Source organism: Arenimonas aestuarii (assembly GCF_054781715.1).
This window is the reverse complement of the sequence record NZ_BAAGTW010000004.1, coordinates 293,940-316,504: the sequence shown is the minus strand read 5'-3', so window position 1 is coordinate 316,504 and position 22,565 is coordinate 293,940. Positions and strand designations below refer to the sequence as shown.

The following is a 22,565-nucleotide window of genomic DNA, read 5'->3' as shown; positions in this document are numbered from 1 at the left end:
GTACGGCGGCGGGGCCGGGTAAGCTTGCCGGCATGAGCCTGCGACTGAGCCACCTGATCGGCGGTGACGCCCGGTCCGCCTCCGACGGCGGCTGGCTGGAGGTGTTCGATCCCGCCACCGGCACCCCCTATGCCCAATGTCCTGCCGGCACCGCGGCCGACGTGCAGGCCGCCGTGGCGGCCGCCCGCGAGGCCTTCCCGGGCTGGTCGGCGCTGCCGGCGGCCGAACGCGCCGCCTGGCTCAATCGCCTGGCCGACGCGCTCGAGGCCCGCCTCGACGAGTTCGCCCTCGCCGAGTCACGTGACGTCGGCAAGCCGCTTGCCCTGGCGCGTTCGCTCGACATACCGCGCGCCGCCAGCAACCTGCGCTTCTTCGCCGCCGCCGCCACCCAGTTCGCCAGCGAATCCCACGCCGGCCCCGGGGTGGTCAACTACACCCTGCGCCAGCCGCTGGGCGTGGTCGCCTGCATCAGCCCCTGGAACCTGCCGCTTTACCTGTTCACCTGGAAATTCGCCCCGGCCCTGGCCGCCGGCAACTGCGTGGTCGGCAAGCCGTCCGAGGTGACGCCGGTGACGGCCTGGATGCTCGGCGAACTGGCGCGGGAAACCGGTTTTCCGGCCGGCGTGTTCAACATCGTGCAGGGCCGCGGCGCCGAGGTCGGCCAGGCCCTTGTGGACCACCCGGACGTCAAGGCCGTCAGCTTCACCGGCAGCACCGCGGTCGGCACGCGCATCGCCCGGAGCTGCGCGGACTCGCTCAAGAAGGTATCGCTGGAACTGGGCGGCAAGAACCCGACCCTGGTCTTCGCCGACGCGCCGCGGGAAAAGCTGCTTGACACCGTGCAGCGCTCGGCCTTCCTCAATTCCGGGCAGATCTGCCTGTGCGGCTCGCGCCTGCTGGTCGAACGCAGCGTCTACGACGACGTCCGCGACGAACTGGTGGCGCGGGCGAAGGCCATGGTGGTCGGCGACCCCGCCGAGGCCGACACCCAGGTCGGACCGGTGGTGTCGAAAGCGCACTTCGACAAGGTGATGGCCTGCATCGAACTGGCCCGCGCCGAGGGCGGCCGCGTGCTCTGCGGCGGCGAGGCGGTGACACCGACCGGTCGCTGCGCCGGGGGCTGGTTCATCGCGCCGACCATCATCGAAGGCCTGGGACCGGCCTGCCGCACCAACACCGAGGAAATCTTCGGGCCGGTAATCACCCTGCAGGCTTTCGACAGCGACGAAGAAGCCTTGGCCCTGGCCAACGCGGCGCCCTATGGGCTTTCCGCCAGCCTCTGGACCTCCGACCTGCGCCGCGCCCACCGCCTGGCCGCCGCCATCGAAGCCGGCGTGGTCTGGGTGAACACCTGGATGAACCGCGACCTGCGCACGCCCTTCGGTGGCGTCAAGCAGTCGGGCATCGGCCGCGAGGGAGGCTGGGAAGCCATGCGCTTCTTCACCGAAGCCAAGAACGTCACCATCGACCTGGGATGAAGCAATGCCGCTGAAGGAACTACTGGACAAGAACAAGGAGTGGGCCGAGAAGGTGCGGGCCGAAGACCCGCAGTTCTTCAAGCGGCTTTCCGGACTGCAGGCGCCCAAGTACCTGTGGATCGGCTGTTCGGACTCGCGCGTGCCGGCCAACCAGATCACCGGCCTGATGCCCGGCGAGGTGTTCGTGCACCGCAATATCGCCAACGTGGTGGTGCATACCGACCTCAACTGCCTGAGCACCATCCAGTTCGCGGTCGACGTGCTCAAGGTCGAACACATCCTCGTGGTCGGCCACTATGGCTGCGGCGGCGTGCACGCCGCGCTGACCGGCACCCGCGTCGGTCTGGCCGACAACTGGCTGCGCCATGTCGGCGACGTCGCCCGCAAGCACGAGGCGCTGCTGGCCGAGGTCGACCTCGAGTCCCTGCGCCACGCCCGCCTGTGCGAACTGAACGTGGTCGAACAGGTGGTCAACGTCTGCGAAACCACCATCGTCATGGATGCCTGGGCCCGCGGCCAGAAAGTGAGCGTGCATGGCTGGGTCTATTCGCTGCTCGATGGCCGCGTGCGCGAACTGGGCATGGGCGTGGACGACCCGCAGGAACTGCCCGAAGCCTATGCCCTGGCCATGAAGCACATCCGCGGCCGACTCAAGGACGAAGCATGAGTGAATTCTTCCGCACCGACTCCGCGCCAAACCCGGTAGGCGCCTATCCGCACGCGCGCCGGGTCGGCCAGTTGCTGTTCCTTTCGGGCATCGGCCCGCGCACGCCCGGCAGCAACGCCATTCCCGGCAACGTCTACAACGCCGCCGGCCGGCTGATCGACTACGACATCGTCACCCAGTGCCATTCGGTCTTCGGCAATGTGCGAGCCGTCCTGGAAGCAAGCCACTGCCGCTGGGAATGGCTGGTGGACGTGACCGTCTACCTGACCGACATGAGCCGGGACTTCCAGGCCTACAACGGCGTCTGGGCCGAGTATTTTCCCGACATCAACAAGGCGCCCTGCCGAACCACGCTGGGCATCAGCGCCCTGCCCACTCCGATAGCCATCGAGCTCAAGTGCGTGGCGGCCTACCCGGAGTCGCACCGATGATCGCCAACGCCTTCAACCTGCAGCAATGGATCGACGAGCACCGGCACCTGCTCAAGCCGCCGGTGGGCAACAAGTGCATCGTGGACGGCGACTTCATCATCATGATCGTCGGCGGGCCCAACCAGCGCACCGACTACCACATCGAGGAAGGCCCGGAGTTCTTCCACCAGATCGAGGGCGAAATGGTGCTCAAGATCCAGGAGGACGGGAAGGTCCGCGACATCCCGATCAAGGCCGGCGAGGTCTTCTACCTGCCGCCGAGGGTGCCGCACTCGCCGCAGCGAATGGCCGGCGGCGTCGGCCTGGTGATCGAACGCAAGCGCCGTGCCGGCGAGAAGGACGGCCTGCTGTGGTATTGCGAACGCTGCAACCACCCGCTGTTCTCTGAATACTTCGAGCTCCAGGACATCGAGACGCAGTTCCAGGCCATCTTCGACCGCTTCTACGGTTCGGTCGAAAAGCGCACCTGCCGCGGCTGCAAGCACGTCAACCCGGCCCCCGCCAAGTACAGCGCCGGCTGACCCATGCCCTTCGACCTGGATCTTTTCACGGCCAACCTGCTTTCACCGGTCGTGCTGGCCTTCGCGCTGGGGCTGGTGGCGCGCAGCGTGCGCAGCGACCTGGACATCCCGCCGGCCATCCAGGCCTACCTGTCGATCTTCCTGCTGCTGGCCATCGGCCTCAAAGGCGGCGTGGCCCTGCGCCAGGACCCGCCCGAGGACCTGTGGCTGTTGCTGGGCGTGACCATCCTGGCCGGCCTGGCCACCGCCACCTCGGCCTATTTCCTGGCCCGCGCCTGGCTGCGGGACGTGCCGCTGCAGGCCGGTGCGATTGCCGCCCATTACGGCTCGGTGTCGGCCGTCACCTTCATCGCCGCCCAGCAGTTCGTCGAACGCACCGGCGGCCAGCCGGTCGAAGTCTTGGTGGCCCTGGTGGTGGCGCTGGAGATCCCGGCCATCCTGGTCGGCATCGGCCTGGCGCGCGGCGGCGGACGACCGAACTGGGAGCAGGTCCGCGAAGTGCTGACCGGACGGACCTCGATGCTCCTGCTGGGCGGCCTGGCCATCGGCGCCATCGCCGGCAAGGCCGGCGTGCAGGCCGTGGACGCCATGTACTTCGAGCTGTTCCAGGGCATGCTGATGCTGTTCATGCTCGACATGGGCCTGGTGGCCGCCGGCCAGCTGCGCCAGCTCGGACGTGGCTTCGGGCGCCTGCTGGTGTATGCCACCGTGCTGCCGGTCGTGCACGGCCTGGCGGGTGCGGCGATCGGGCACGCGGTCGGCCTGGGGCCGGACGGCGCCACGGTTTTCGGCGCCATGCTCGCCAGCGCCTCCTACATTGCCGCACCGGCCTCGGTGCGCGCCTCGCTGCCGGAAGCCGACGCCGGCCGCTGCATCACCGCCGCCCTGGGCCTCACCTTCCCGTTCAACCTCGCCCTGGGCATTCCGCTGTATGCGGCCTTTTCCGGCTGGCTGGCCAGCTGAGCCCGGCGCCGGGCCGGGCCGGGGCCGGCAGCAAAGCGGCTAGAATCGCGACCATGCTAAAGATCGACAGCCACGCCCATTACCTGCCCAGAACCTGGCCGAACCTGGCCGAGAAGTACGGCGACATCCGCTTCCCGGTGATCCACCACGAGGACGGCCGCGCCCGCATCTACAAGGACGGCAAGTTCTTCCGGGAAATCTGGTCCAAGACCTGGGACCCGGGCGAGCGCATCGCCGACTACGCGCGCTTCGGCGTGCAGGTGCAGGTCCTGAGCACGGTGCCGGTGATGTTCAGCTACTGGGCCAAGGCCCAGCACGCGCTGGAGCTGCACCAGGCCCTGAACGACCACATGGCCGAGGCCTGCCGCGACCATCGCCGCCACTGCGCCGGCATCGGCACGGTGCCCCTGCAGTCGCCGCGCCTGGCCGTGCAGGAACTCGAGCGCTGCATGGACCAGCTGGACCTGCAGGGCGTGCAGATCGGGTCGCACATCAACGAATGGAACCTCGACGCCGCCGAGCTGCAGCCGTTCTTCGAGGCGGCCCAGGACCTGGGTGCGGCGATCCTGGTGCATCCCTGGGACATGATGGGCACCGAGTCCATGCCCAAGTACTGGATGCCCTGGCTGGTGGGCATGCCGGCCGAACAGAGCCGCGCCGCCTGCGCGCTGATCTTCGGCGGCGTGCTCGAGCGTTTCCCGCGCCTGAAGATCTGCCTGGCCCACGGCGGCGGCAGTTTCCCCTACACCATCGGCCGCATCGAACATGGCTTCAACATGCGCCCCGACCTGGTCGCCACCGACAACCCGCACAACCCGCGCAGCTACCTGCCCAAGCTCTACTTCGACTCCTGGGTCGCCGACGACCGCGCGCTGCGTTACCTGCTCGACACCGTCGGCGTGCCGCGGGTGATGCTGGGCACCGACTATCCCTTCCCGCTGGGCGAACAGGTGCCCGGTGCCGGCATCGCCAACCTTGGCCTGAATGAAACGGACCAGGCGCGGCTTTACCACGGCACGGCGCTGGAATGGCTGGGCCTGCCGCGCACGAGGTTCGCATGAACGACCTGCACACGATCCCGGCCGAGCGCCTGGATGCCGACGATGCGCTGGCACCGTTCCGCGACCAGTTCCTGATCCCCCGCCACGGCGACGGCGAGCAGGCCTACTTCTGCGGCAATTCGCTGGGCCTGCAGCCGCGCGGCGTGCGCGAGGCCCTGCTCCAGGAGCTCGACGACTGGGCGGCGCTGGGCGTCGAGGCGCATTTCCACGGCAAGCACCCGTGGATGCCCTACCACAACGAGGTACGCGCGGGCCTGGCGCACATCGCCGGCGCCGAACCCTCGGAAGTGGTGGCGATGAATTCGCTCACCGCCAACCTGCACCTGCTGATGGTGAGTTTCTACCGGCCCACCGCGCAGCGCCCGGCCATCCTGGTCGAGGCCGGCGCGTTTCCTTCCGACCAGTACGCCGTGGCGTCGCAGGTGCGTTTCCACGGCTTCGACCCGGCCACCGACGTCATCGAAGTGCAGCCCGACGAGGCCAACGGCACGATTTCGATGGCGGCCATCGAAGCCGCGCTGGACCAGCACGGCCATCGCATCGCCCTGGTGATGTGGCCCGGCGTGCAGTACCGCACCGGCCAGGCCTTCGACCTGAAGGAAATCACCCGCCTGGCGCATGCCAAGGGCTGCATCGTCGGCTTCGACCTGGCCCATGCCGCCGGCAACCTGCCGCTGTCACTGCATGACAGTGGCGCCGACTTCGCCGCCTGGTGCAGCTACAAGTACCTCAACTCCGGTCCGGGTGCGGTCTCCGGTGCCTTCGTGCACGCGCGCCACGCCCGATCCGACCGGCCGCGCTTCGCCGGCTGGTGGGGCCACGACCAGGCCAGCCGCTTCCAGATGGGACCGCAGTTCCAGCCCACGCCCGGTGCCGACGGCTGGCAGCTGAGCAACCCGCCGATCCTGGCGCTGGCGCCGCTGCGGGTGTCCCTGGAGCTGTTCTCCCGGGCCGGCCTGCCGGCGCTGCGCGCGAAGTCGGAAAAGCTCACCGCCTACCTGGAAGCCCAGGTATTGGCGCGGCTGCCGAACGTGCTGGAAATCGTCACCCCGGCCCAACCGGAGCGCCGCGGCTGCCAGCTCTCGCTGCGCGTACGCGGCGGCCGCGACCAGGGCCGCGCGCTGTTCGATTGCCTCGTCGCCCAGGGCATCGTCGGCGACTGGCGTGAGCCCGATGTGATCCGTATCTCGCCCGTCCCCCTGTACAACCGCTTCAGCGACATCCGCCGCTTCATCGCCGCGGTGGAAACCTGGAGCACCGACCCCGGGCAGGTGGCATGAGGTTCCGGCCGCTGCGCAATGATGGTTTCGCGCAGCTCCGCGACCTGCTGCGTTGGCGCGTCGCGCTGGTTCTTTGCATCCTGATCGCCGTGCTGATGGTGGTGCTCGGCACGCTCAACACCCGACTGGGCCTGCAGGACACGGCCAACCTGGCTTGGGTCGTGCTCGGGCTGTGCCTGGTGTTCCTGACCGCGCTCCTTATGCTGCCCCGGCCGCTGGCAGGCCAGATGTTCTATTCGTTCGGCCTGTGCCTGCTGGTGGGGGTGATGGCCTTCGGCCTCTACCACGAGCGGCCCATGCACCACTGGGCCTACGTGTTCCCGCCACTGGTTGTCTTCCTGCTGGGATCGGGCTGGGGCCTGGTGGCGATGCTGGCTTTCGGCGTCTATGTCTGCTTCACGATCACTCCGCTGATCCCGGGCATCGACGTGGTTCGTTTCGCCAGCGGCTACGGGATGCTGGTGTGTTTCATGACCACCTACACGCTGTTGCACGAGCGCGCCTCGGCGATGCTGCGCTACCACTCCGACCACGACGCCCTCAGCCAGTGTTACAACCGGCGCGCCTTCAACGAGGCGCTCGAGCAGCTCGAACGGGACCCGCGCCTGCCCGGGGACTGCGCGATCCTGATGATCGACATCGACCGGTTCAAGGCCATCAACGACACCCGTGGCCACCTGGTGGGCGACCGGGTGATCGCCGGCGTGGCCCAGGCCCTCGGCGGGCCACTGCCGCCGACGCTGGCGCTGTTCCGCTTCGGCGGCGAGGAGTTCAGCGTGATGCTGCCCGGCGTCGACGGGACAGGCCCGCGCGAGCTGGCGGAGTCCCTGCGCGCCGCCGTGGCCGCCAACCCGGTCGAAGGCGAACGCGTGACGGTGAGCATTGGCATCGCCCATTGGCGGCGGGGCGAGGAGCCGGTGGCCCGCGCCCTGGACCGCGCCGACCGGGCCCTTTACGAGGCCAAGCGCGCTGGCCGGAACACCGTGCAGGAGGCCCTTTCCGCCACTGCTACCGCCTCCCTACCCCTAGGAACCGCCCCCGAGTGAACGCCTCCGTCCGCGCCCCCCTTACGATCGTCGGCGCCGGCCTGGCCGGTGCCCTGCTGGCCACCCTGCTTGCCCGTCGCGGCGTGCCGGTGGAGGTCTTCGAGAAACGACCCGACCCGCGCCGGCGCGGCTACGAGGGCGGCCGCTCCATCAACCTGGCGCTGGCCGAACGCGGCCTGCACGCCCTGCGCCAGGGCGGGCTGCAGAAGGCGGTGATGGCGCAGGCGGTAATGATGCGCGGGCGCATGGTGCACCCGCTGGGCGGCGAGACGATGCTGCAGCGTTATGGCCGCGACGACAGCGAAGTGATCTGGTCGGTGCACCGGGGCCGGCTGAACATCGCAATGCTCGAAGCCGCCGAAGCGGCCGGTGCCCGCTTCCATTTTTCGCAGCGGCTGGATGGGGTCGACTTCGACGCCCGGCGCACGCACTTCGTCGACGACCACGACAGACAGCGTCGAGACCATGACTTCAGCGTACTGCTGGGCTGCGATGGCGCCGGCTCCGGCCTGCGTGCGGCGATGGCGCCGCTCGTGGAACTGGGCGAACGCTTCGAGCCACTGGGCCACGGCTACAAGGAGCTTGAAATACCGCCCGCGGCCGACGGCGGTTTCCGCATCGAGCCCAATGCCCTGCATATCTGGCCGCGCGGTGGCTACATGTGCATCGCCCTGCCAAACACCGAAAAAACCTTCACGGTGACGCTGTTCCTGCCCAACGAAGGTGAGCCCAGCTTCGCCACCCTGCCCGACCTGGCCAGCGCCCGGGCCTTCTTCGCCCGCGACTTTGGCGATGCCTTGCCGCTGGTGCCGGCGTTCGACGCCGACTGGACCAACAACCCGGTCGGAGGCCTGGGCACCTTGCGTCTGGACAACTGGCGCCTGGATGGCCGCGCGGTGCTCCTGGGCGACGCCGCGCACGCGATGGTGCCCTTCCACGGCCAGGGCATGAACTGCGCCTTCGAGGACTGCGTGGCACTGGACGCCCACCTGGCGGCGGAGCCGGATTTCGAGGCGGCATTCGCTGCCTTCGAAGCCGAACGCCGGCCCAATGCCGAGGCCATCCAGGCGATGGCGCTGGAAAACTACGTCGAAATGCGCGACCGCGTCGACGACGCCGACTACCTGCTGCAACGACAGCTGGAAGTAACCCTGGCCGATCGCCACCCGGGACGTTTCGTGCCGCGTTATTCGATGGTCAGCTTCGGCTTGGTGCCGTATGCCGTCGCGCTGGAGCGCGGCAAGGTCCAGCGCGCGATCCTGGTCGCGGCCACGCAGGGCCTGGAACGCCTGGACCAGGTGGACCTGGCCGCCGCCGACGCGGCCGTGGAGGCCCGCCTGGCCCCGCTGGCATGACCGCCAGCTTCCTCTGGTACGACCTGGAAACCTTCGGCCGCGATCCGCGGCGCACCCGCATCGCCCAGTTCGCCGCCCAGCGCACGGACGCGGAACTCAATCCGGTCGGCGAGCCGATCAGCCTGTTCTGCCAGCCGGCGGACGACCTGCTGCCGTCGCCCGAAGCCACGATGATCACCGGCATCACGCCGCAGCAGGCCCTGGCCGAAGGCCTGCGGGAAGCCGAATTCATGGCCCGCCTGCACGAGGAGTTCGCCCAGCCGGGCACCTGCGCGGTGGGCTACAACTCGATCCGCTTCGACGACGAATTCGTGCGCTTCGGCCTGTACCGCAACTTCCACGACCCCTACGAACGCGAGTGGCGCAACGGCAATTCGCGCTGGGACCTGCTGGACGTATTGCGCCTGGCCGAAGCCCTGCGCCCGGAGGGCCTGGAGTGGCCACTGCGCGAGGACGGCGCGCCCAGCTTCAAGCTCGAACACCTGGCGTTGGCCAACGGCGTGCGCGAGGGCGACGCCCACGAGGCCCTGAGCGACGTGCGCGCGCTGATCGGCCTGGCCCGCCGCTTCAAGGCCGCGCAGCCACGGCTGTGGGACTACGCGTTTCCACTGCGCAACAAACGCCAGGTCGGCGGCCTGCTGGACGTGGCCACCATGACGCCGCTGCTGCACATTTCCTCACGCTACCCGGCCAGCCGGCACTGTGCGGCGCTGGTGGTGCCGATCGCCCGGCACCCGCGCATCGAGTCGCGGGTGATCGTGGCCAGCCTCGAGCAGGACCCTGCCCGCTGGCTGGCGATGTCGCCCGAGGACATCGCCGAGCGCCTGTTCGTGCGCGAGGCCGACCTGCCCGAGGGCGAACACCGCATCCCGCTCAAGGAAGTGCACACCAACAAGTGTCCGGTGCTGCTGCCGCTGGCGCACCTGCGCGAGGCCGACTTCGAACGCCTGGGCATCGACCGGGCCGCCAGCCTGGCCCACGCCGACACCCTGCGCGCCACGCCGGGCCTGGGCGAACGCGTACGCCGGGCATTCGCGGTGGAAGCCGCGCGTGAACCCGCCGATGCCGATGCGGCGCTTTACGACGGCTTCCCGGCCGAGGGCGACAAACGCCTGTTCCCCCGGGTGCGCAGCACGCCACCGGCGGGCCTGGCCGCGCTTGCCGGGAGTTTCACCGACCCGCGCTACGGCGAACTGCTGTTCCGGTACCGCGCACGCAACTGGCCCGACAGCCTCGATGCCGGGGAGCGCGAGCGCTGGAACCTCTACCGACGGACGCGGCTCGGCGGCGGCGACGCGCTGAGCGAATACGATTTCACTTCCTATTACGCCGCCATCGCGAAACTCAGGGCGGACAACCCGCCCGGCCCGAAGCAGGCCTGGCTCGACGCCCTGGAAACCTGGGGCCACGACATCCAGCGATCCCTGGCATGAGCACTTATTTCAGCGACAAGACCTTCAAGTTCCTGCGGTCCCTGGCGCGCAACAACAGCCGACCCTGGTTCGAGGACCACCGCAAGGACTACGAGGCCCACCTCAAGGGCCCGTTCCAGCAGCTTATCGGCGACCTCGAACCCGACCTGCTGGCGATCAGCCCGCACTACCGCGCCGACCCGCGCGGCAACGGCGGCTCGCTGTTCCGGATCCATCGCGACACCCGCTTTTCCAACGACAAGACGCCGTACAAGACCTGGGGCGGCGCGCGTTTCTTCCATGCCCGCAGCAAGCAGGTGCCGGCGCCTTCGTTCTACCTGCACGTCCAGCCCGGCAACAGCTTCCTGGGCGGCGGCATCTGGCACCCGGAGCCGGACGTACAGCGCAGGATCCGCGAGTTCATCGTGGACAACCCCGCCGGCTGGACCCAGGCCGTGCGCAGCCCGGCCTTCCGCCGCCGCTATGACATGTGGGGCGACTCCCTGGTGCGGCCACCGCGCGGCTTCCCGGCCGACCACCCGCTGGTCGACGACCTCAAGCGCAAGGACTTCACCGCCGGATATGCCCTGGACGACGAGGTCGTGCTGGGCCCGCGCCTGCGCCAGGCGGTGGTTTCGGGCTTCAAGGGCGTCGTGCCGCTGGTCGATTACCTTTGCGCGGCGCTCGAACTGGAGTTCTGACAGCGCAAAGCTACCGGTTTCCATACGGGGTAAGCGGTGCTGTACGTGGGGCGCCCCCAAGCGCCATACGCTGCCGCACTGCAGCATCGAAATGTGTTGACCGTCACGGATATGACCGTAGGGTGGGCCTCCATACGCCGGCGCAGGGGAGCACCGGAATCCACCGGACGCGGTTACGCAAGGACGGGGACACCACGTTTCGCATCGAATTCCTGGGGAGGGATCGTGCGCTATCTAATCTTCGCCGCCTTGGCGGCACTTTCGAGCGTGTGCAACGCAAATACCGGCGTCGCCTTCGTGCATGGCACGGGCAAACAAACCAACGCCACCGCCGATTACTGGACCTCCACCTTCGTCAACAACGTGCGCGGCGGCCTGCCCAACTCCGCCAACTACGTGGTGATCAACTGCGATTTCACCAAGTACATGTGGGACAGCGCGGCCGCCGGCTGCCTGGCGGGCCAGCTCGACAGTTTCATCAAGAACCGCGGCATCACCCGGCTGATCGTCATCACCCACAGCAACGGCGGCAACGTCATGCGCTGGATCCTGTCCAACCCGACCTGGGACAGCCGCTACCCGAACATCATCAGCAAGACCGTGCGCGTGAACGCCCTGGCACCGTCCTCGGCCGGTACGCCGCTGGCCAATGCGGTGATCAACGGCAACATCTTCGAAGGGGCACTGGGCTGGCTGCTTGGCTTCCAGAACGATGCCGTGCGCATGCAGCAGACCAGCTGGATGGCCAGCTACAACAGCAGCTGGCTGTACGGCACCAGCGGCCGCCCGGCCCTGCCCAAGACCTTCCGCAGCGTGGTGGGCACCGACGTGGACTCGGCCATCTGGGACCCGGACAGCTATTGCGGTGGCTACACCGAGAACGTCGGCCTGGAAACCACGCAGAACTGGCTTAGCTCGTGTTCCGACGGCTTCCTGGAGTGTTCGAGCCAGTCGGCCGCCGGCAGCGTCTGGTTCCAGGACAAGGCGCGCATGCGCGGCAGCGAACCGCTTTCGCACAATCAAAGCCGCCGGGCCTGTTTCGGGCTCGATTCCATCCTGCGTTCGGACATGGGGGCCTGAGCCATGAAAAAGACCCTTATCGCCTGCCTTGCCAGCCTTGCCTTTTCCTCGGCCCAGGCCGGCACCCTGCTGCCGCCCGGCGCCGCCGACCAGCAGCCGTCCCGCCTCGTCGCCGCGCCGCTGCCCAAGGGCGACTTCGAACGCCAGCCGGTGGCCGTGGCCTGGGCCATGGACCCGGCCGCCAGCCTCGCCAACAACCCGCCCCACCTGGCGCAAAGCCGGGAGTACTGGGCGGCGGTGGACGCCAGCCAGCTCCGGTCCGGTTTTGCGCTGACCACCACGGCACCCGGCGCGCTGGTGCGCATCAGCCCGCAGCTGGGCGCCAAGTCCGCGGCCGTGGACCCGGGTGAAGTGCGCCTGCTGCGCAATGGCCGGCCGCTGCCGGCCACGGCCTTCAAGCGCCTGGCCACCACGGACCAGCTGAGGAAGGCGGGCATGGACGTGTCCGACGGCACCGCGATCGTGCAGCTCGACCCGTCGACGGGCCAGGGCCGTTTCGATCTGCAGTTGGGCAAGGCCTCCGGCCGCTACCTCGTGCACGTCTTCGAACCCAACAGCGACCTCGTCCTGGTGGCCCAGTCCGAACGCAGCCGCCTGCTCGCGGGCGACAGCGTCGAGGTGGCGGCCACCCTGCAGCGCGGCAAGTCGGCCCTGGCCGGCAGCGTCGTGCAGGCCCAGCTGGTATCGCCCTCCGGCCAGTCCTGGCCGCTGAAGGTGAGCAACGGCAAGGCCACGGGGCAACTGCCCCTGGACGCCGATCCGACGCCGGGGCTCTGGGAAGTGCAGCTGTTCGCCGGTGCGGCCAGCAAGGACGGCCCGCTGCAGCGCGACGTCCGCACCGCGATCGAGGTCAGCCGTCCCACGGCCAGGCTGGGCGGCGGCTACGCCTTCGATCCGGGCGCGGTGACCTTCAGCCTGCCGGTGCAGGTGGCGGCCGAAGGGCGCTACGAGCTTCGCGGCGTGCTGTATGCGACCGGACCCCGGGGCGTGATGCAGCCCGTGGCGCAGGCCCACTCGGCCAACTGGCTCCAGGCCGGCCAGCGCAAGCTGGACCTGGCGTTCGGCCCGGGCAACGTGCCGATGGGCTACGGCGCGCCGTTTGAACTGCGCTTCCTCGAGCTCAAGGACCAGACCCGCCTGGGCACGCTGGAAACCCGCGAACTGGCCCTGCGCGAAGGCGTGCGTCGGCCGCGCCCGGTGATCGCCGGGCCGCGCGAGCGGTAGTTCTGGGAAGTAGTTCCGCGGCTGCGCGGAAACAGCGATGATGTTGCGGCCGGGCCTTCGGGCCCGGCCTTTCTTTTTACTGCCCGTCCAACATGCCCCGCTCACTCTGGCGATTCGCCGCCTTCTATTTCTGGTACTACGCCGCACTGGGCGCCTACACGCCCTACGTGGGCCGCTGGGTTGACGCGCTGGGCCACGGGGGCTTCGTGATCGGCGCGATGCTGGGGCTGTGGTACGGCACGCGCATCTTCGCGCCGCCGGCCTGGGCGGCACTGGCCGGACGCAGCGCACGGCCAGGCGAATGGTTCGTCGCCGGCTGCGTGGTGACGGCGCTGTGTTTCGCCGGTTTCCTGGTCACACGCGAGGCCTGGGCCCTGCTGGGCGTGATGGCGGTCTTCGGTTTGTTCTACAACGCCGTGATGCCCCAGTTCGAGGCCATGACCCTGACCGCACTCGGTCCCAGCCCGGATCTTTATGGCCGCCTTCGGGTCTGGGGCTCGATCGGGTTCCTGCTGGTGGCGTCGAGTTATGGCGCGCTGATGGACCGCTTCGGTGCCGAAAACTTCCCCTGGCTCACCCTGCCCCTGTTCGTGGCCATGGCGGTGTCGGCCTGGCCGCACCGGCACGACCGTCCGCCCGAAGCCGCCGGCCCGGAGATCGTCGAAGCCGGGCACCTGTTCAAGCGTCCGGGCGTGCGCCGCTTCCTGCTGGTGGCGATGCTGATGCAGCTGGGTTTCGGGCCGTTCTACGTGTTCTACACCCTGCACCTGCAGGCGGCCGGCCACTCCGGGGCCGCGATCGGCGCGCTCTGGGCCATCGGGGTGCTGATCGAGATCGCCATGTTCTGGCAGGCCCCTCGTCTGATCGCGCGCTTCGGCGCCGGGCGGCTGCTCAGTGTCTGCCTGGCCGTGACGGTGTTGCGCTGGTCGCTGGTGGCGGCCTTCGCCGACCTGTTCTGGGTCATGGCGCTGGCGCAGACCACGCACGCCCTGAGCTTCGCCACGTTCCACGCCTGCTGCATGCGGCTGATCACCGACTACTTTCCCGGCCGGCGCGCGGTGGCGGGGCAAAGCCTGCTCTACGGATTCAGCTCGGGCGTGGGCGGCGTGCTGGGCGCCGGCCTGGCCGCCCTGATGTGGGAGCGCGTGGGCGCCGGACCTGCGGCATTCGCGGCCGGTGCCGTGGTGGCGACGATCGCCTGGGGCATCCACGCGCTGCGCCGGTCCACGCCCACGACGGCATCCGCCTAGGACTCGTTGGTGACCCCGTAGGGCACGTGGCCGGTGGCGACGTGCCGGCGCGCGTTGTCGACGTTGTGCTGGGAGTCGTCGAAAAAGATGTCCGCGCCGAAGGTTTCCAGGAACGGGCCCTTGTCGCGCCCGCCCAGGAACATGGCCTCGTCTAGGCGAACGCCCCACTCCCGCAGCGTGAGGATGACGCGCTCGTGCGCCGGCGCCGAACGCGCCGTCACCAGGGCCGTTCGGATGGGCGAGGCCTCCCCGGCCGGGAAGGCTTCCTGCAGCCTGTGCAGCGCCGCCAGGAACCCCTTGAACGGCCCGCCCGACAGGGCTTCGCCGACGCGGTTGGTCTCGTTGTCGTGGAAAGCCGCCAACCCGGACTGGCGCGAGACCCGTTCGGACTCGTCGCCGAAGATGACGGCGTCGCCGTCGAAGGCGATGCGCAATTGGTCGTGGGTGCGTTCGGGCGGCTTGGACGGCAGGATGGTGGCCGCGGCGACGCCGTGCTCAAGCGCGCTGCGGACCGAATCCGGATTGGCCGACAGGAACAGCTGGGCACCGAATGGCCGGATGTAGGGCCAGACCTCGGCGCCGCTGGTGAAGACCGCGCGCACGATGCCCAGGCCGTAATGGCGGATCGAGTTGAAGATGCGCAGGCCGGTGTCGGAGGAGTTGCGCGACAGCAGCACCACCTCGACCCGCGGGGTCTCGGGCGGGCAGCCTTCGTTGAGCGCCAGCAGCTTCTGCACCAGCGTGAAGGCGATGCCCGGCGGCAGGACCTCCTTTTCCCGGCTTCGCTGGAACCGGGCGTAGGCCTCCAGGCCGCTGGCCTGGAACAGGGCGTGGCTGTCCTCGAGGTCGAACAGGGCCCGCGCCGTGATGGCGACGACCAGGCGGTCGGAGGCTTGTTCTGGAGGGAGGGAATTCGGGGCCATGGGGCATTGTCGCCGGGGGCTGTCTCAGCAGCCGCGACGACTCAGGTGATGAACTGCTCGTTGAGGATACGTTCCTCGAGGTTGTGCTCGGGGTCGAAGAGCAGCGTCACCGTGCGTTCGAGCGATTCGCGCACGGTCACCTCGGTGACGTCGCGCACCTCGTGGGAATCGGCGGTGGCGCTGACCGGGCGCTTGTGGCCGTCGAGCACCTCGATGTGCAGGACGGTGTCCGAACGCAGCAGCGCCCCGCGCCAGCGCCGGGGCCGGAAGGCCGCGATGGGCGTCAGCGCTATCACCTGCGAACCCAGCGGCAGGATCGGCCCATGCGCCGAGAAGTTGTAGGCCGTGCTGCCGGCCGGGGTCGCCACCAGGGCGCCGTCGCAGACCAGTTCGTCCAGCCGCACCTGGCCGTTGAGCGAAATGCGCAGGTGCGCGGTCTGGCGGGTCTGCCGAAGCATGGACACTTCGTTGTAGGCCAGCAGCGACACTGTGGCCCCGGACTCGGAGGTCGCCGTCATTTCCAGCGGTCGCAGCACCGTGGCGTGCGCGGCCTGCAGGCGCTCGAGCAGGTGCTCGGGCCGGTACTGGTTCATCAGGAACCCGACGGTACCGAGCTTCATGCCGTACACCGGCTTTGCCAGCGCGCCGTGTCGGTGCAGGGTGTGCAACATGAAACCGTCGCCGCCCAGCACGCACAGCACGTCGGCCTCTTCCGGCGCCACCTGGCCGAAGCGCTCGGTGAAATGCTCGCGAGCCGCCTGGGCCTCGGGCGTGGAACTGGCGAGGAAGGCGATCCGGGGCTGGGCGGGCAGGCTCGTCATGGGCCCGAGGATACCGTAGCCCGGGCGCCCCGGGTTCAGGCCGCGCCGGAAGCGACGACCTGGGCCAGGCGCCGCACCGCCACCGACAAGGTCGGATAGTCGAGGTCGCGCAGGTCGCGCATGTCCGCGAACATCGCCATCGTGTAGCGCAGTGCCGTGTCGTCTCGATCAAGCCAGCGCTCGACGCGCTGCCCGGCCGGCAGGCCGGCGCCGGTCATCAGCACCTGGCCAACCAGGGCCCGCTGCTGGGCCTGCAGTTCGTCGCGCAGCACGCCGCGGGCCTGGGCATGCCAGCGGCCGCCCACCGGCAGCGCCTCGACCGCGTCCATGAGCCACTTGGTGTGCAGGGCGTCGGAAAGACAGAAGTAGCTTGCCGCCACCTCGGCGACGGGCAGCGAGCGCTCGATCGCCACTTCGACGATGTCCAGCGCATAGGCCAGGAACGGCAGGCTGGCGAAGGCGCGGGCCATGTCCTCCGGGAAGCCATGGCCCTGCCAGCGGGCAAGGTCCTCGGCCAGTTCCTCGCGCGCGGCCTCGGGCAGGACCCGATCGAGCGAAGCGCGCAGCTCGGCCACGCCGCCAGCGTAACGGTCCACCTTCTCGGCGATGTTGAGCACTTCGCCCGGGCGGTTGAGCAGCCAGCGGGTGAGGTTGCGCTGCAGCTGCCAGATGCTGGTCAGGGCCTCGAGCTGGGCGGCCTCGCTGACCTTCAGGTCCAGGGCGTCGATGCCGGCCCAGAGTTCGCGGGCCTCGAGCACTTCACGGCTGATGGTGAAGGCCTTGGCGATCTGCGCCGGCGACTGGCCGGTGTCCTCCTGCATGCGCAGCAGGAAGGTCGCGCCCATGCGGTTGACGGTGGAGTTGGTGACCGCCGTGGCGATGATCTCGCGGCGCAGGCGGTGGTTCTCCATGTCCTGCGCGAAACGTTCCTGCAGGGCGTTGGGGAAATAGCGCACCAGCTCCTTGGACAGGTAGGGGTCCTCGGGCACGTCGGAGTCGAGCATCTGGTTGAACACGACGATCTTGTCGTAGCTCAGCAGCACGCTCAGCTCGGGCCGGGTCAGGCCCTGGCCACGCGCCTTGCGGTCGCCCAGCTCGGCTTCGGACGGCAGGAACTCGATGGCGCGGTCGAGCAGGCCCTGGCCTTCGAGCACGCGGATGAAGTGGCCGAACGAACCCAGCCGGGCCGCGCTCATGCGCTCCATCAGGCTGATCGCCTGGTTCTGCCGGTAGTTGTCGTTGAGCACCAGCTCGGCGACTTCGTCGGTCATGCTGGCCAGCAGTTCATTGCGCTGCGGCAGGCTCAGCTCCTCGCGCTGCACCGGCGCCGCCAGCAGGATCTTGATGTTGACCTCGTGGTCGGAGGTGTCGACGCCGGCGGAGTTGTCGATGAAGTCGGTGTTCACCAGCACGCCGTTCATGGCGGCCTCGATGCGGCCGCGCTGGGTCAGGCCCAGGTTGCCGCCCTCGCCCACCGCCCGGCAGCGCAGCTCGTTGCCGTTCACGCGCAGGCCGTTGTTGGCGCGGTCGCCGGCGTCGGCATGGCTTTCGCTGCTGGCCTTGACGTAGGTACCGATGCCGCCATTCCACAGCAGGTCCACCGGCGCCTTGAGGATGGCGTTCATCAGCGCCATCGGGCTGAGCTGTTCGACGTCGTCGGCCAGGTCCAGGGCCTTGCGCACCTGCGGGCTGACCGGAATGGACTTGAGCGAACGCGGATAGATGCCGCCGCCCTCGGAAATCAGCGCGGTGTCGTAGTCTTCCCAGCTCGAGCGCGGCAGCGCGAACATGCGCTCGCGTTCGGCATAACTGTGCGCCGAATCCGGATCGGGGTCGAGGAAGATGTGCCGGTGGTCGAAGGCCGCCACCAGGCGGATGTGCCGCGAAAGCAGCATGCCGTTGCCGAACACGTCGCCCGACATGTCGCCGATGCCGACGCAGGTGAAGTCCTGGGACTGGCTGTCGATGCCGAGCGCGCGGAAGTGGCGCTTGACCGACTCCCAGGCGCCGCGGGCGGTGATGCCCATGCCCTTGTGGTCGTAGCCGACCGATCCGCCGGAAGCAAACGCATCGCCCAGCCAGTAGCCGTGCTCGGCCGAAATGCCGTTGGCGATGTCCGAGAACGTGGCCGTGCCCTTGTCGGCCGCGACCACCAGGTAGGGATCGTCGCCGTCGTGGCGCACCACGTCCTGCGGGTGCACCAGCTCGCCGTCCACCAGGTTGTCGGTGATGTCGAGCAGGCCGTTGATGAAACGTTTGTAGCAGGCGATGCCCTCGGCCAGCTGGGCGTCGCGGTCGCCGCCGACCGGCGGCCGTTTGACCACGAAGCCGCCCTTGGAACCGACCGGCACGATGACCGTGTTCTTGACCATCTGCGCCTTCACCAGGCCCAGAACCTCGGTGCGGAAATCCTCGCGGCGGTCGGACCAGCGCAGGCCACCGCGCGCAACCGGACCGAAGCGCAGGTGCACGCCCTCGACCCAGGGCGAGTACACGAAGATCTCGCGGTAGGGCCGCGGCTTGGGCAGGTCGGGGACCAGCGCCGGATCGAACTTGAAGGCGATGTAGTCGCGGAAGGCGCCGTCCCTGCGCTGGTAGAAGTTGGTGCGAAGGGTGGCGTTTATCAGGGACTGGTAGCCGCGCAGGATGCGGTCGTCGTCGATGCTCTGCACCGCGCTGTCGAGCAGTATCTCCAGCGCGTCGGTGACCGCGTCGATCTGTGCGGCGCGGTCGAGGACGCGGGCCGCGGCGATTTCCTGCGGAATGGTGTCCAGCGCCTTGCGCCGGTCACCGGGCAGCAGCCAGGCGATCTGGTCGTGCAGGGCCTGGCGGCCGGCGGCGTCGAGCGCCACCTCGCGGCCCGGCTCGAAGCGCGCCGCGAACAGCTCCCACAGCAGGCGGGCAATGACCGGGTAGCGCTGCAGGGTTTCTTCCATGTACGGCTGCGAGAAAGGCACCCCGGTCTGCAGCGCGTACTTGGTGTAGGCGCGCAACATGGCGATGTCACGCCATTCCAGCCGGGCGCTGGGCAGCAACTGGTTGAATCCGTCGTTTTCGGCCTCGCCGCTCCAGACGGCGGTGAAGGCCTCCTCGAAAGGCTGTCGGGCAGCGTCCACGTCGATCTCGCCGTGGCGGGCCTGCACCTCGAAGTCCTGGATCGAGATGCGTTCGCCCTCGACCGCCATTTCGTAGGGGTGTTCAGTGAGCACGCGCAGGCCGAGGTTTTCCATCACCGGCAACACGTCCGACAGCGCGATGTCGCCGCTGCGACGCACCAGCTTCAGGCGCAGGTCGTCGCCGTGGCGATAGAAGGAAATACGCTGGTCGCCGGGGCCGGCCAGGCGCGAGGCCTGCAGCACGTCGGCGGCGGCCACCTGCGGCGACACGGCTTCGACGTAACCGGCCGGAAGCGCGCGGCCGTAGGTCTGCGCGAGCTTGAGGCCCTGCTCCTCGCCCGCCTCGCGCACGAGGATCTCGCGCAGCTCGTCGTGCCAGTCGCGCACGATGCGCGCCAGTTCGGCTTCCAGCTGGTCCTGGTCGAAGTCGACCCGGCAACCGGCCTTGGGCCGGATGACCAGGTGCAGCTGGGCCAGCGGCGACTCGCCGATCTGCACGCTGTGGTCGAGGCGCTCGCCGCCAAGTTCGCGCATCAGCACCGCTTCGATGCGATGTCGGATGCTGGTGTTGAAGCGGTCACGCGGGATGTAGACCAGCGCCGAGAAGAAGCGGCCGTAGCGGTCACGACGCAGGAACAACCGGGTGCGGGCGCGTTCCTGCAGGCCCAGGATGCCCATCGCCGTGCGCTGCAGCTCGTCGGCGTTGGACTGGAACAGTTCTTCGCGCGGCAGGGTTTCCAGGATGTGGCGCAGGGCCTTGCCACTGTGGCTGGTCGGGGCCAGCCCCGAAGCCGCCATGACGTGTTCGTGGCGCAGGCGCACCATCGGGATTTCCCAGGGCCGGCGGTTGTAGGCGCTGGAGGTGTAGAGGCCCAGGAAGCGCTGCTCGCGGACGGCGCGGCCGTCCTTGTCGAAGGCCAGCACGCCGATGTAGTCCATGTAACCGGGCCGGTGCACGGTGGCGCGGGCATTTGTCTTGGTCAGGATGAGCACGTCGAGCGAGGTGCCCGGCGGCAGGTCCGCCGCGGCCAGGCCGGTGATCGGGCGCGACTGCGCCTGCTGGTCCTTGCCGCGCAGCAGTCCCAGGCCCGTGCCCGGCACGGCGCGCAGCTCGCGGTCCACGACTTCGTATTCGCGGTAGCCCAGGAAAGTGAAGTGGTTGTCGGCGGCCCAGCGCAGGAAGGCTTCGGTTTCGGCGCGGCAGGCAGGTTCCACCGGCATCGGGCGGGTTTCGATCTCGCCGGCGATCTGCAGCATCTTCTCGCGCATCTGCGACCAGTCGGCGACCGCCGAACGCACGTCGCCCAGCGCCTCGCGGATCGCTTCCTCGATGGCAGCCAGCGCCTCGGCGTCGGCCTGGCGGTCGATCTCCAGGTACATCAGCGATTCGGCGTCGCCCTCGCCCACCGCCTGCAACCGGCCCGCGGCATCACGGCGCACCGTCATCACCGGATGGGCGATCTGGTGCAGGGTGATGTCGAACTTCGACAGCGCCATGCGCACCGAGTCGACCAGGAAGGGCATGTCGTCGTTGACGATGCGCACGACCGTGTGGGTGCTTTCATACCCATCGCTGGCCAGGGACGGGCTGCCGATGGATACCGACACGGTGCCCGGCGCCCGCTCGCGCGCGAAGGCCAGGAAGCTGCGCGCGATCGAGGCCCACTCGCCAGCCGCCCGGCTGCGCAGCTCGTCGTCGGGCACCCGCACGTAGAAGCTTCGGGTGAAGGCCTCAAGCAGGTCCCCGTCGGGCTGGGACGCCGGGCCGGCCAGGGCGGCGGCAATGGCGTCAAGGGACTCGGCGGAGGCCAGGGCGTGGGCGTTCATCAGCTGCTTTCTCGCAGGGGCGTGGTTAAAGCGTGAATTGTAGTCGCGGGGGGCAACGCCCGGCCAGCGCAATCGGCCTAAAAAAAGCCCCGCTTCAGCGGGGCTTCGGATACGCCGGGGTATGGGCTGGTGGTCAGCGCAGGCCGGTTTCGTTGCGGGCGATGACCAGGCGCTGGATTTCGCTGGTGCCCTCGTAGATCTCGGTGATCTTGGCGTCCCGGAAATAACGCTCGAGCGCCATCTCCTTGGAGTAGCCCATGCCGCCATGGATCTGCACGGCCTGGTGGGTGATCCACATGGCCGCTTCCGAGGCCGTGAGCTTGGCCACGGAGGCCTCGGTGGTGAATCGCTGGTCCTGGCCCTTGAGCCAGGCGGCCCGCAGGGTCAGCAGCAGCGACGCATCAAGCTTGCACTTCATGTCGGCGATCTTGGCCTGGGTCATCTGGAACGCGCCGATCGGCTGGCCGAAGGCCTTGCGCTCACGCACGTATTCCAGCGTCGCCTCGTAGGCGGCACGGGCCAGGCCGATGGCCTGGGACGCGATGCCGATCCGGCCGGCGTCGAGAACGCCCATGGCGATCTTGAAGCCCTGGCCTTCGTCGCCCAGCACTTCGTCCGGGGCCACGACGTAATCCTGGAACTCGATCTCGCAGGTGGCCGAGGCGCGGATGCCGAGCTTGGGTTCGGTCTTGCCGCGGTGGAAACCCGGCTTGCTGGTGTCGACCAGGAAGGCCGTGATGCCCTTGGCGCCCTTGTCCGGGTCGGTCATGGCGAACAGCACGATGTACTTGGCGACCGGGCCCGAGGTGATCCAGCTCTTCTTGCCGTTGACGACGTAGCTGCCGTCGTCCTGGCGCACGGCCTTGCAGCGCATGGCGGTGGCGTCGGAGCCCGACTGCGGCTCGGTCAGCGCGAAAGCGCCGATTTCCTTGCCTTCGGCGATGGCGCGCACGTACTTCTGCTTCTGCTCTTCGCTGCCGAACTTGAGGATGCCGTTGCAGAACAGCGAGTTGTTCACCGACACGATGGTGGAATGGGCGCAGTCGGCGGCCGCGATCTCGACCATGGCCAGCACGTAGCTGATCGGGTCCATGCCGGCGCCGCCGTATTCGGCCGGCACCTCGATGCCCATCAGGCCGTTTTCGCCGAGGGTGCGGATGTTTTCCAGCGGGAACTCGCCGGTATGGTCGTGGTGTTCGGCGCTGGGGGCGATCTTCTCCCGGGAGATGCGCCGGGCGACGTCCTGGATCATCAGCTGTTCTTCGGTGAATCGGAAATCCACGGGGCACCCTCGGTTCAAGTTCGGACAAGACCGCGATTGTAGCGGCTGCCGCCGTCGTCGGCAGGTCCACACCGCGTGAAGCGCGCGCGGATGCGGCTTGACGCCCCCCGGGGGGCCGGCCTAACCT

18 protein-coding genes are annotated in these 22,565 nt (G+C 68.8%); 14 read left to right on the top strand and 4 right to left on the bottom strand.

Going from position 1 to position 22,565, the window contains the following annotated elements; genetic code table 11:
* Nucleotides 1-32 precede the first annotated feature (32 nt).
* The 14 genes from ACYVJH_RS02280 to ACYVJH_RS02215 all read left to right on the top strand — a co-directional run bounded on the left by ACYVJH_RS02280 (nucleotide 33) and on the right by ACYVJH_RS02215 (nucleotide 14,469).
* A complete protein-coding gene (locus ACYVJH_RS02280; RefSeq protein ID WP_460453037.1) occupies nucleotides 33-1,478 on the top strand; it encodes an aldehyde dehydrogenase in 1,446 nt (481 codons plus the stop codon).
* Between the two features lie 4 nt (nucleotides 1,479-1,482).
* A complete protein-coding gene (can, locus tag ACYVJH_RS02275; protein ID WP_460453036.1) occupies nucleotides 1,483-2,145 on the top strand; it encodes a carbonate dehydratase in 663 nt (220 codons plus the stop codon).
* Nucleotides 2,142-2,576, top strand: coding sequence for a RidA family protein (locus ACYVJH_RS02270; RefSeq protein ID WP_460453035.1), 435 nt, complete (start codon nucleotides 2,142-2,144; stop codon nucleotides 2,574-2,576). The genes can and ACYVJH_RS02270 overlap by 4 nt, the downstream gene beginning before the upstream one ends.
* Nucleotides 2,573-3,097 carry a 3-hydroxyanthranilate 3,4-dioxygenase gene (locus ACYVJH_RS02265; RefSeq protein WP_460453034.1) on the top strand — a complete coding sequence of 175 codons (525 nt, stop codon included), beginning with the start codon at nucleotides 2,573-2,575 and terminating at the stop codon, nucleotides 3,095-3,097. The genes ACYVJH_RS02270 and ACYVJH_RS02265 overlap by 4 nt, the downstream gene beginning before the upstream one ends.
* Before the next feature lie 3 nt (nucleotides 3,098-3,100).
* A complete protein-coding gene (locus ACYVJH_RS02260) occupies nucleotides 3,101-4,060 on the top strand; it encodes a sodium-dependent bicarbonate transport family permease (protein ID WP_460453033.1) in 960 nt (319 codons plus the stop codon).
* 53 nt (nucleotides 4,061-4,113) lie between these two features.
* Nucleotides 4,114-5,121 carry an amidohydrolase family protein gene (locus ACYVJH_RS02255; protein WP_460453032.1) on the top strand — a complete coding sequence of 336 codons (1,008 nt, stop codon included), beginning with the start codon at nucleotides 4,114-4,116 and terminating at the stop codon, nucleotides 5,119-5,121.
* Nucleotides 5,118-6,401 carry a kynureninase gene (gene kynU / locus ACYVJH_RS02250; RefSeq protein WP_460453031.1) on the top strand — a complete coding sequence of 428 codons (1,284 nt, stop codon included), beginning with the start codon at nucleotides 5,118-5,120 and terminating at the stop codon, nucleotides 6,399-6,401. Before ACYVJH_RS02255 ends, kynU begins: the two co-directional genes overlap by 4 nt.
* Nucleotides 6,398-7,447 (top strand): GGDEF domain-containing protein, encoded by a 1,050-nt coding sequence (locus ACYVJH_RS02245; protein WP_460453030.1) that lies wholly within the window; start codon nucleotides 6,398-6,400, stop codon nucleotides 7,445-7,447. The genes kynU and ACYVJH_RS02245 overlap by 4 nt, the downstream gene beginning before the upstream one ends.
* Complete coding sequence (locus ACYVJH_RS02240) at nucleotides 7,444-8,802, top strand: FAD-dependent oxidoreductase (protein ID WP_460453029.1); 1,359 nt, start codon at nucleotides 7,444-7,446, stop codon at nucleotides 8,800-8,802. Before ACYVJH_RS02245 ends, ACYVJH_RS02240 begins: the two co-directional genes overlap by 4 nt.
* On the top strand, nucleotides 8,799-10,235 hold the full coding sequence (gene sbcB / locus ACYVJH_RS02235) for an exodeoxyribonuclease I (RefSeq protein ID WP_460453028.1): 1,437 nt from the start codon (nucleotides 8,799-8,801) through the stop codon (nucleotides 10,233-10,235). Before ACYVJH_RS02240 ends, sbcB begins: the two co-directional genes overlap by 4 nt.
* The gene (locus ACYVJH_RS02230) at nucleotides 10,232-10,915 is read left to right on the top strand and encodes a DUF2461 domain-containing protein (RefSeq protein ID WP_460453027.1); all 684 of its coding nucleotides are present in this window, start codon (nucleotides 10,232-10,234) and stop codon (nucleotides 10,913-10,915) included. Before sbcB ends, ACYVJH_RS02230 begins: the two co-directional genes overlap by 4 nt.
* Nucleotides 10,916-11,140: 225 nt before the next feature.
* Nucleotides 11,141-11,995 (top strand): hypothetical protein, encoded by an 855-nt coding sequence (locus ACYVJH_RS02225; protein WP_460453026.1) that lies wholly within the window; start codon nucleotides 11,141-11,143, stop codon nucleotides 11,993-11,995.
* Nucleotides 11,996-11,998: 3 nt separating this feature from the next.
* Entirely contained in the window at nucleotides 11,999-13,219 is a 1,221-nt protein-coding gene (locus tag ACYVJH_RS02220; RefSeq protein WP_460453025.1) for a DUF4785 domain-containing protein, read from the top strand.
* A gap of 92 nt (nucleotides 13,220-13,311) precedes the next feature.
* On the top strand, nucleotides 13,312-14,469 hold the full coding sequence (locus tag ACYVJH_RS02215; RefSeq protein WP_460453024.1) for an MFS transporter: 1,158 nt from the start codon (nucleotides 13,312-13,314) through the stop codon (nucleotides 14,467-14,469).
* Here the strand turns inward: ACYVJH_RS02215 and ACYVJH_RS02210 are convergent.
* The 4 genes from ACYVJH_RS02210 to ACYVJH_RS02195 all read right to left on the bottom strand — a co-directional run bounded on the left by ACYVJH_RS02210 (nucleotide 14,466) and on the right by ACYVJH_RS02195 (nucleotide 22,456).
* Nucleotides 14,466-15,392 (bottom strand): 5'-nucleotidase, encoded by a 927-nt coding sequence (locus tag ACYVJH_RS02210; protein ID WP_460453023.1) that lies wholly within the window; start codon nucleotides 15,390-15,392, stop codon nucleotides 14,466-14,468. The two genes, ACYVJH_RS02215 and ACYVJH_RS02210, sit on opposite strands and share 4 nt — an antisense overlap.
* A 41-nt stretch (nucleotides 15,393-15,433) precedes the next feature.
* Nucleotides 15,434-16,204, bottom strand: a complete 771-nt coding sequence (locus ACYVJH_RS02205; RefSeq protein ID WP_460454254.1) for an NAD kinase — start codon at nucleotides 16,202-16,204, stop codon at nucleotides 15,434-15,436.
* Between the two features lie 44 nt (nucleotides 16,205-16,248).
* Nucleotides 16,249-21,156: an NAD-glutamate dehydrogenase gene (locus tag ACYVJH_RS02200; RefSeq protein ID WP_460453022.1), complete on the bottom strand. Its 4,908-nt coding sequence runs from the start codon at nucleotides 21,154-21,156 to the stop codon at nucleotides 16,249-16,251.
* Nucleotides 21,157-21,289: 133 nt separating this feature from the next.
* Nucleotides 21,290-22,456 (bottom strand): acyl-CoA dehydrogenase family protein, encoded by a 1,167-nt coding sequence (locus tag ACYVJH_RS02195; protein ID WP_460453021.1) that lies wholly within the window; start codon nucleotides 22,454-22,456, stop codon nucleotides 21,290-21,292.
* Nucleotides 22,457-22,565 lie beyond the last annotated feature (109 nt).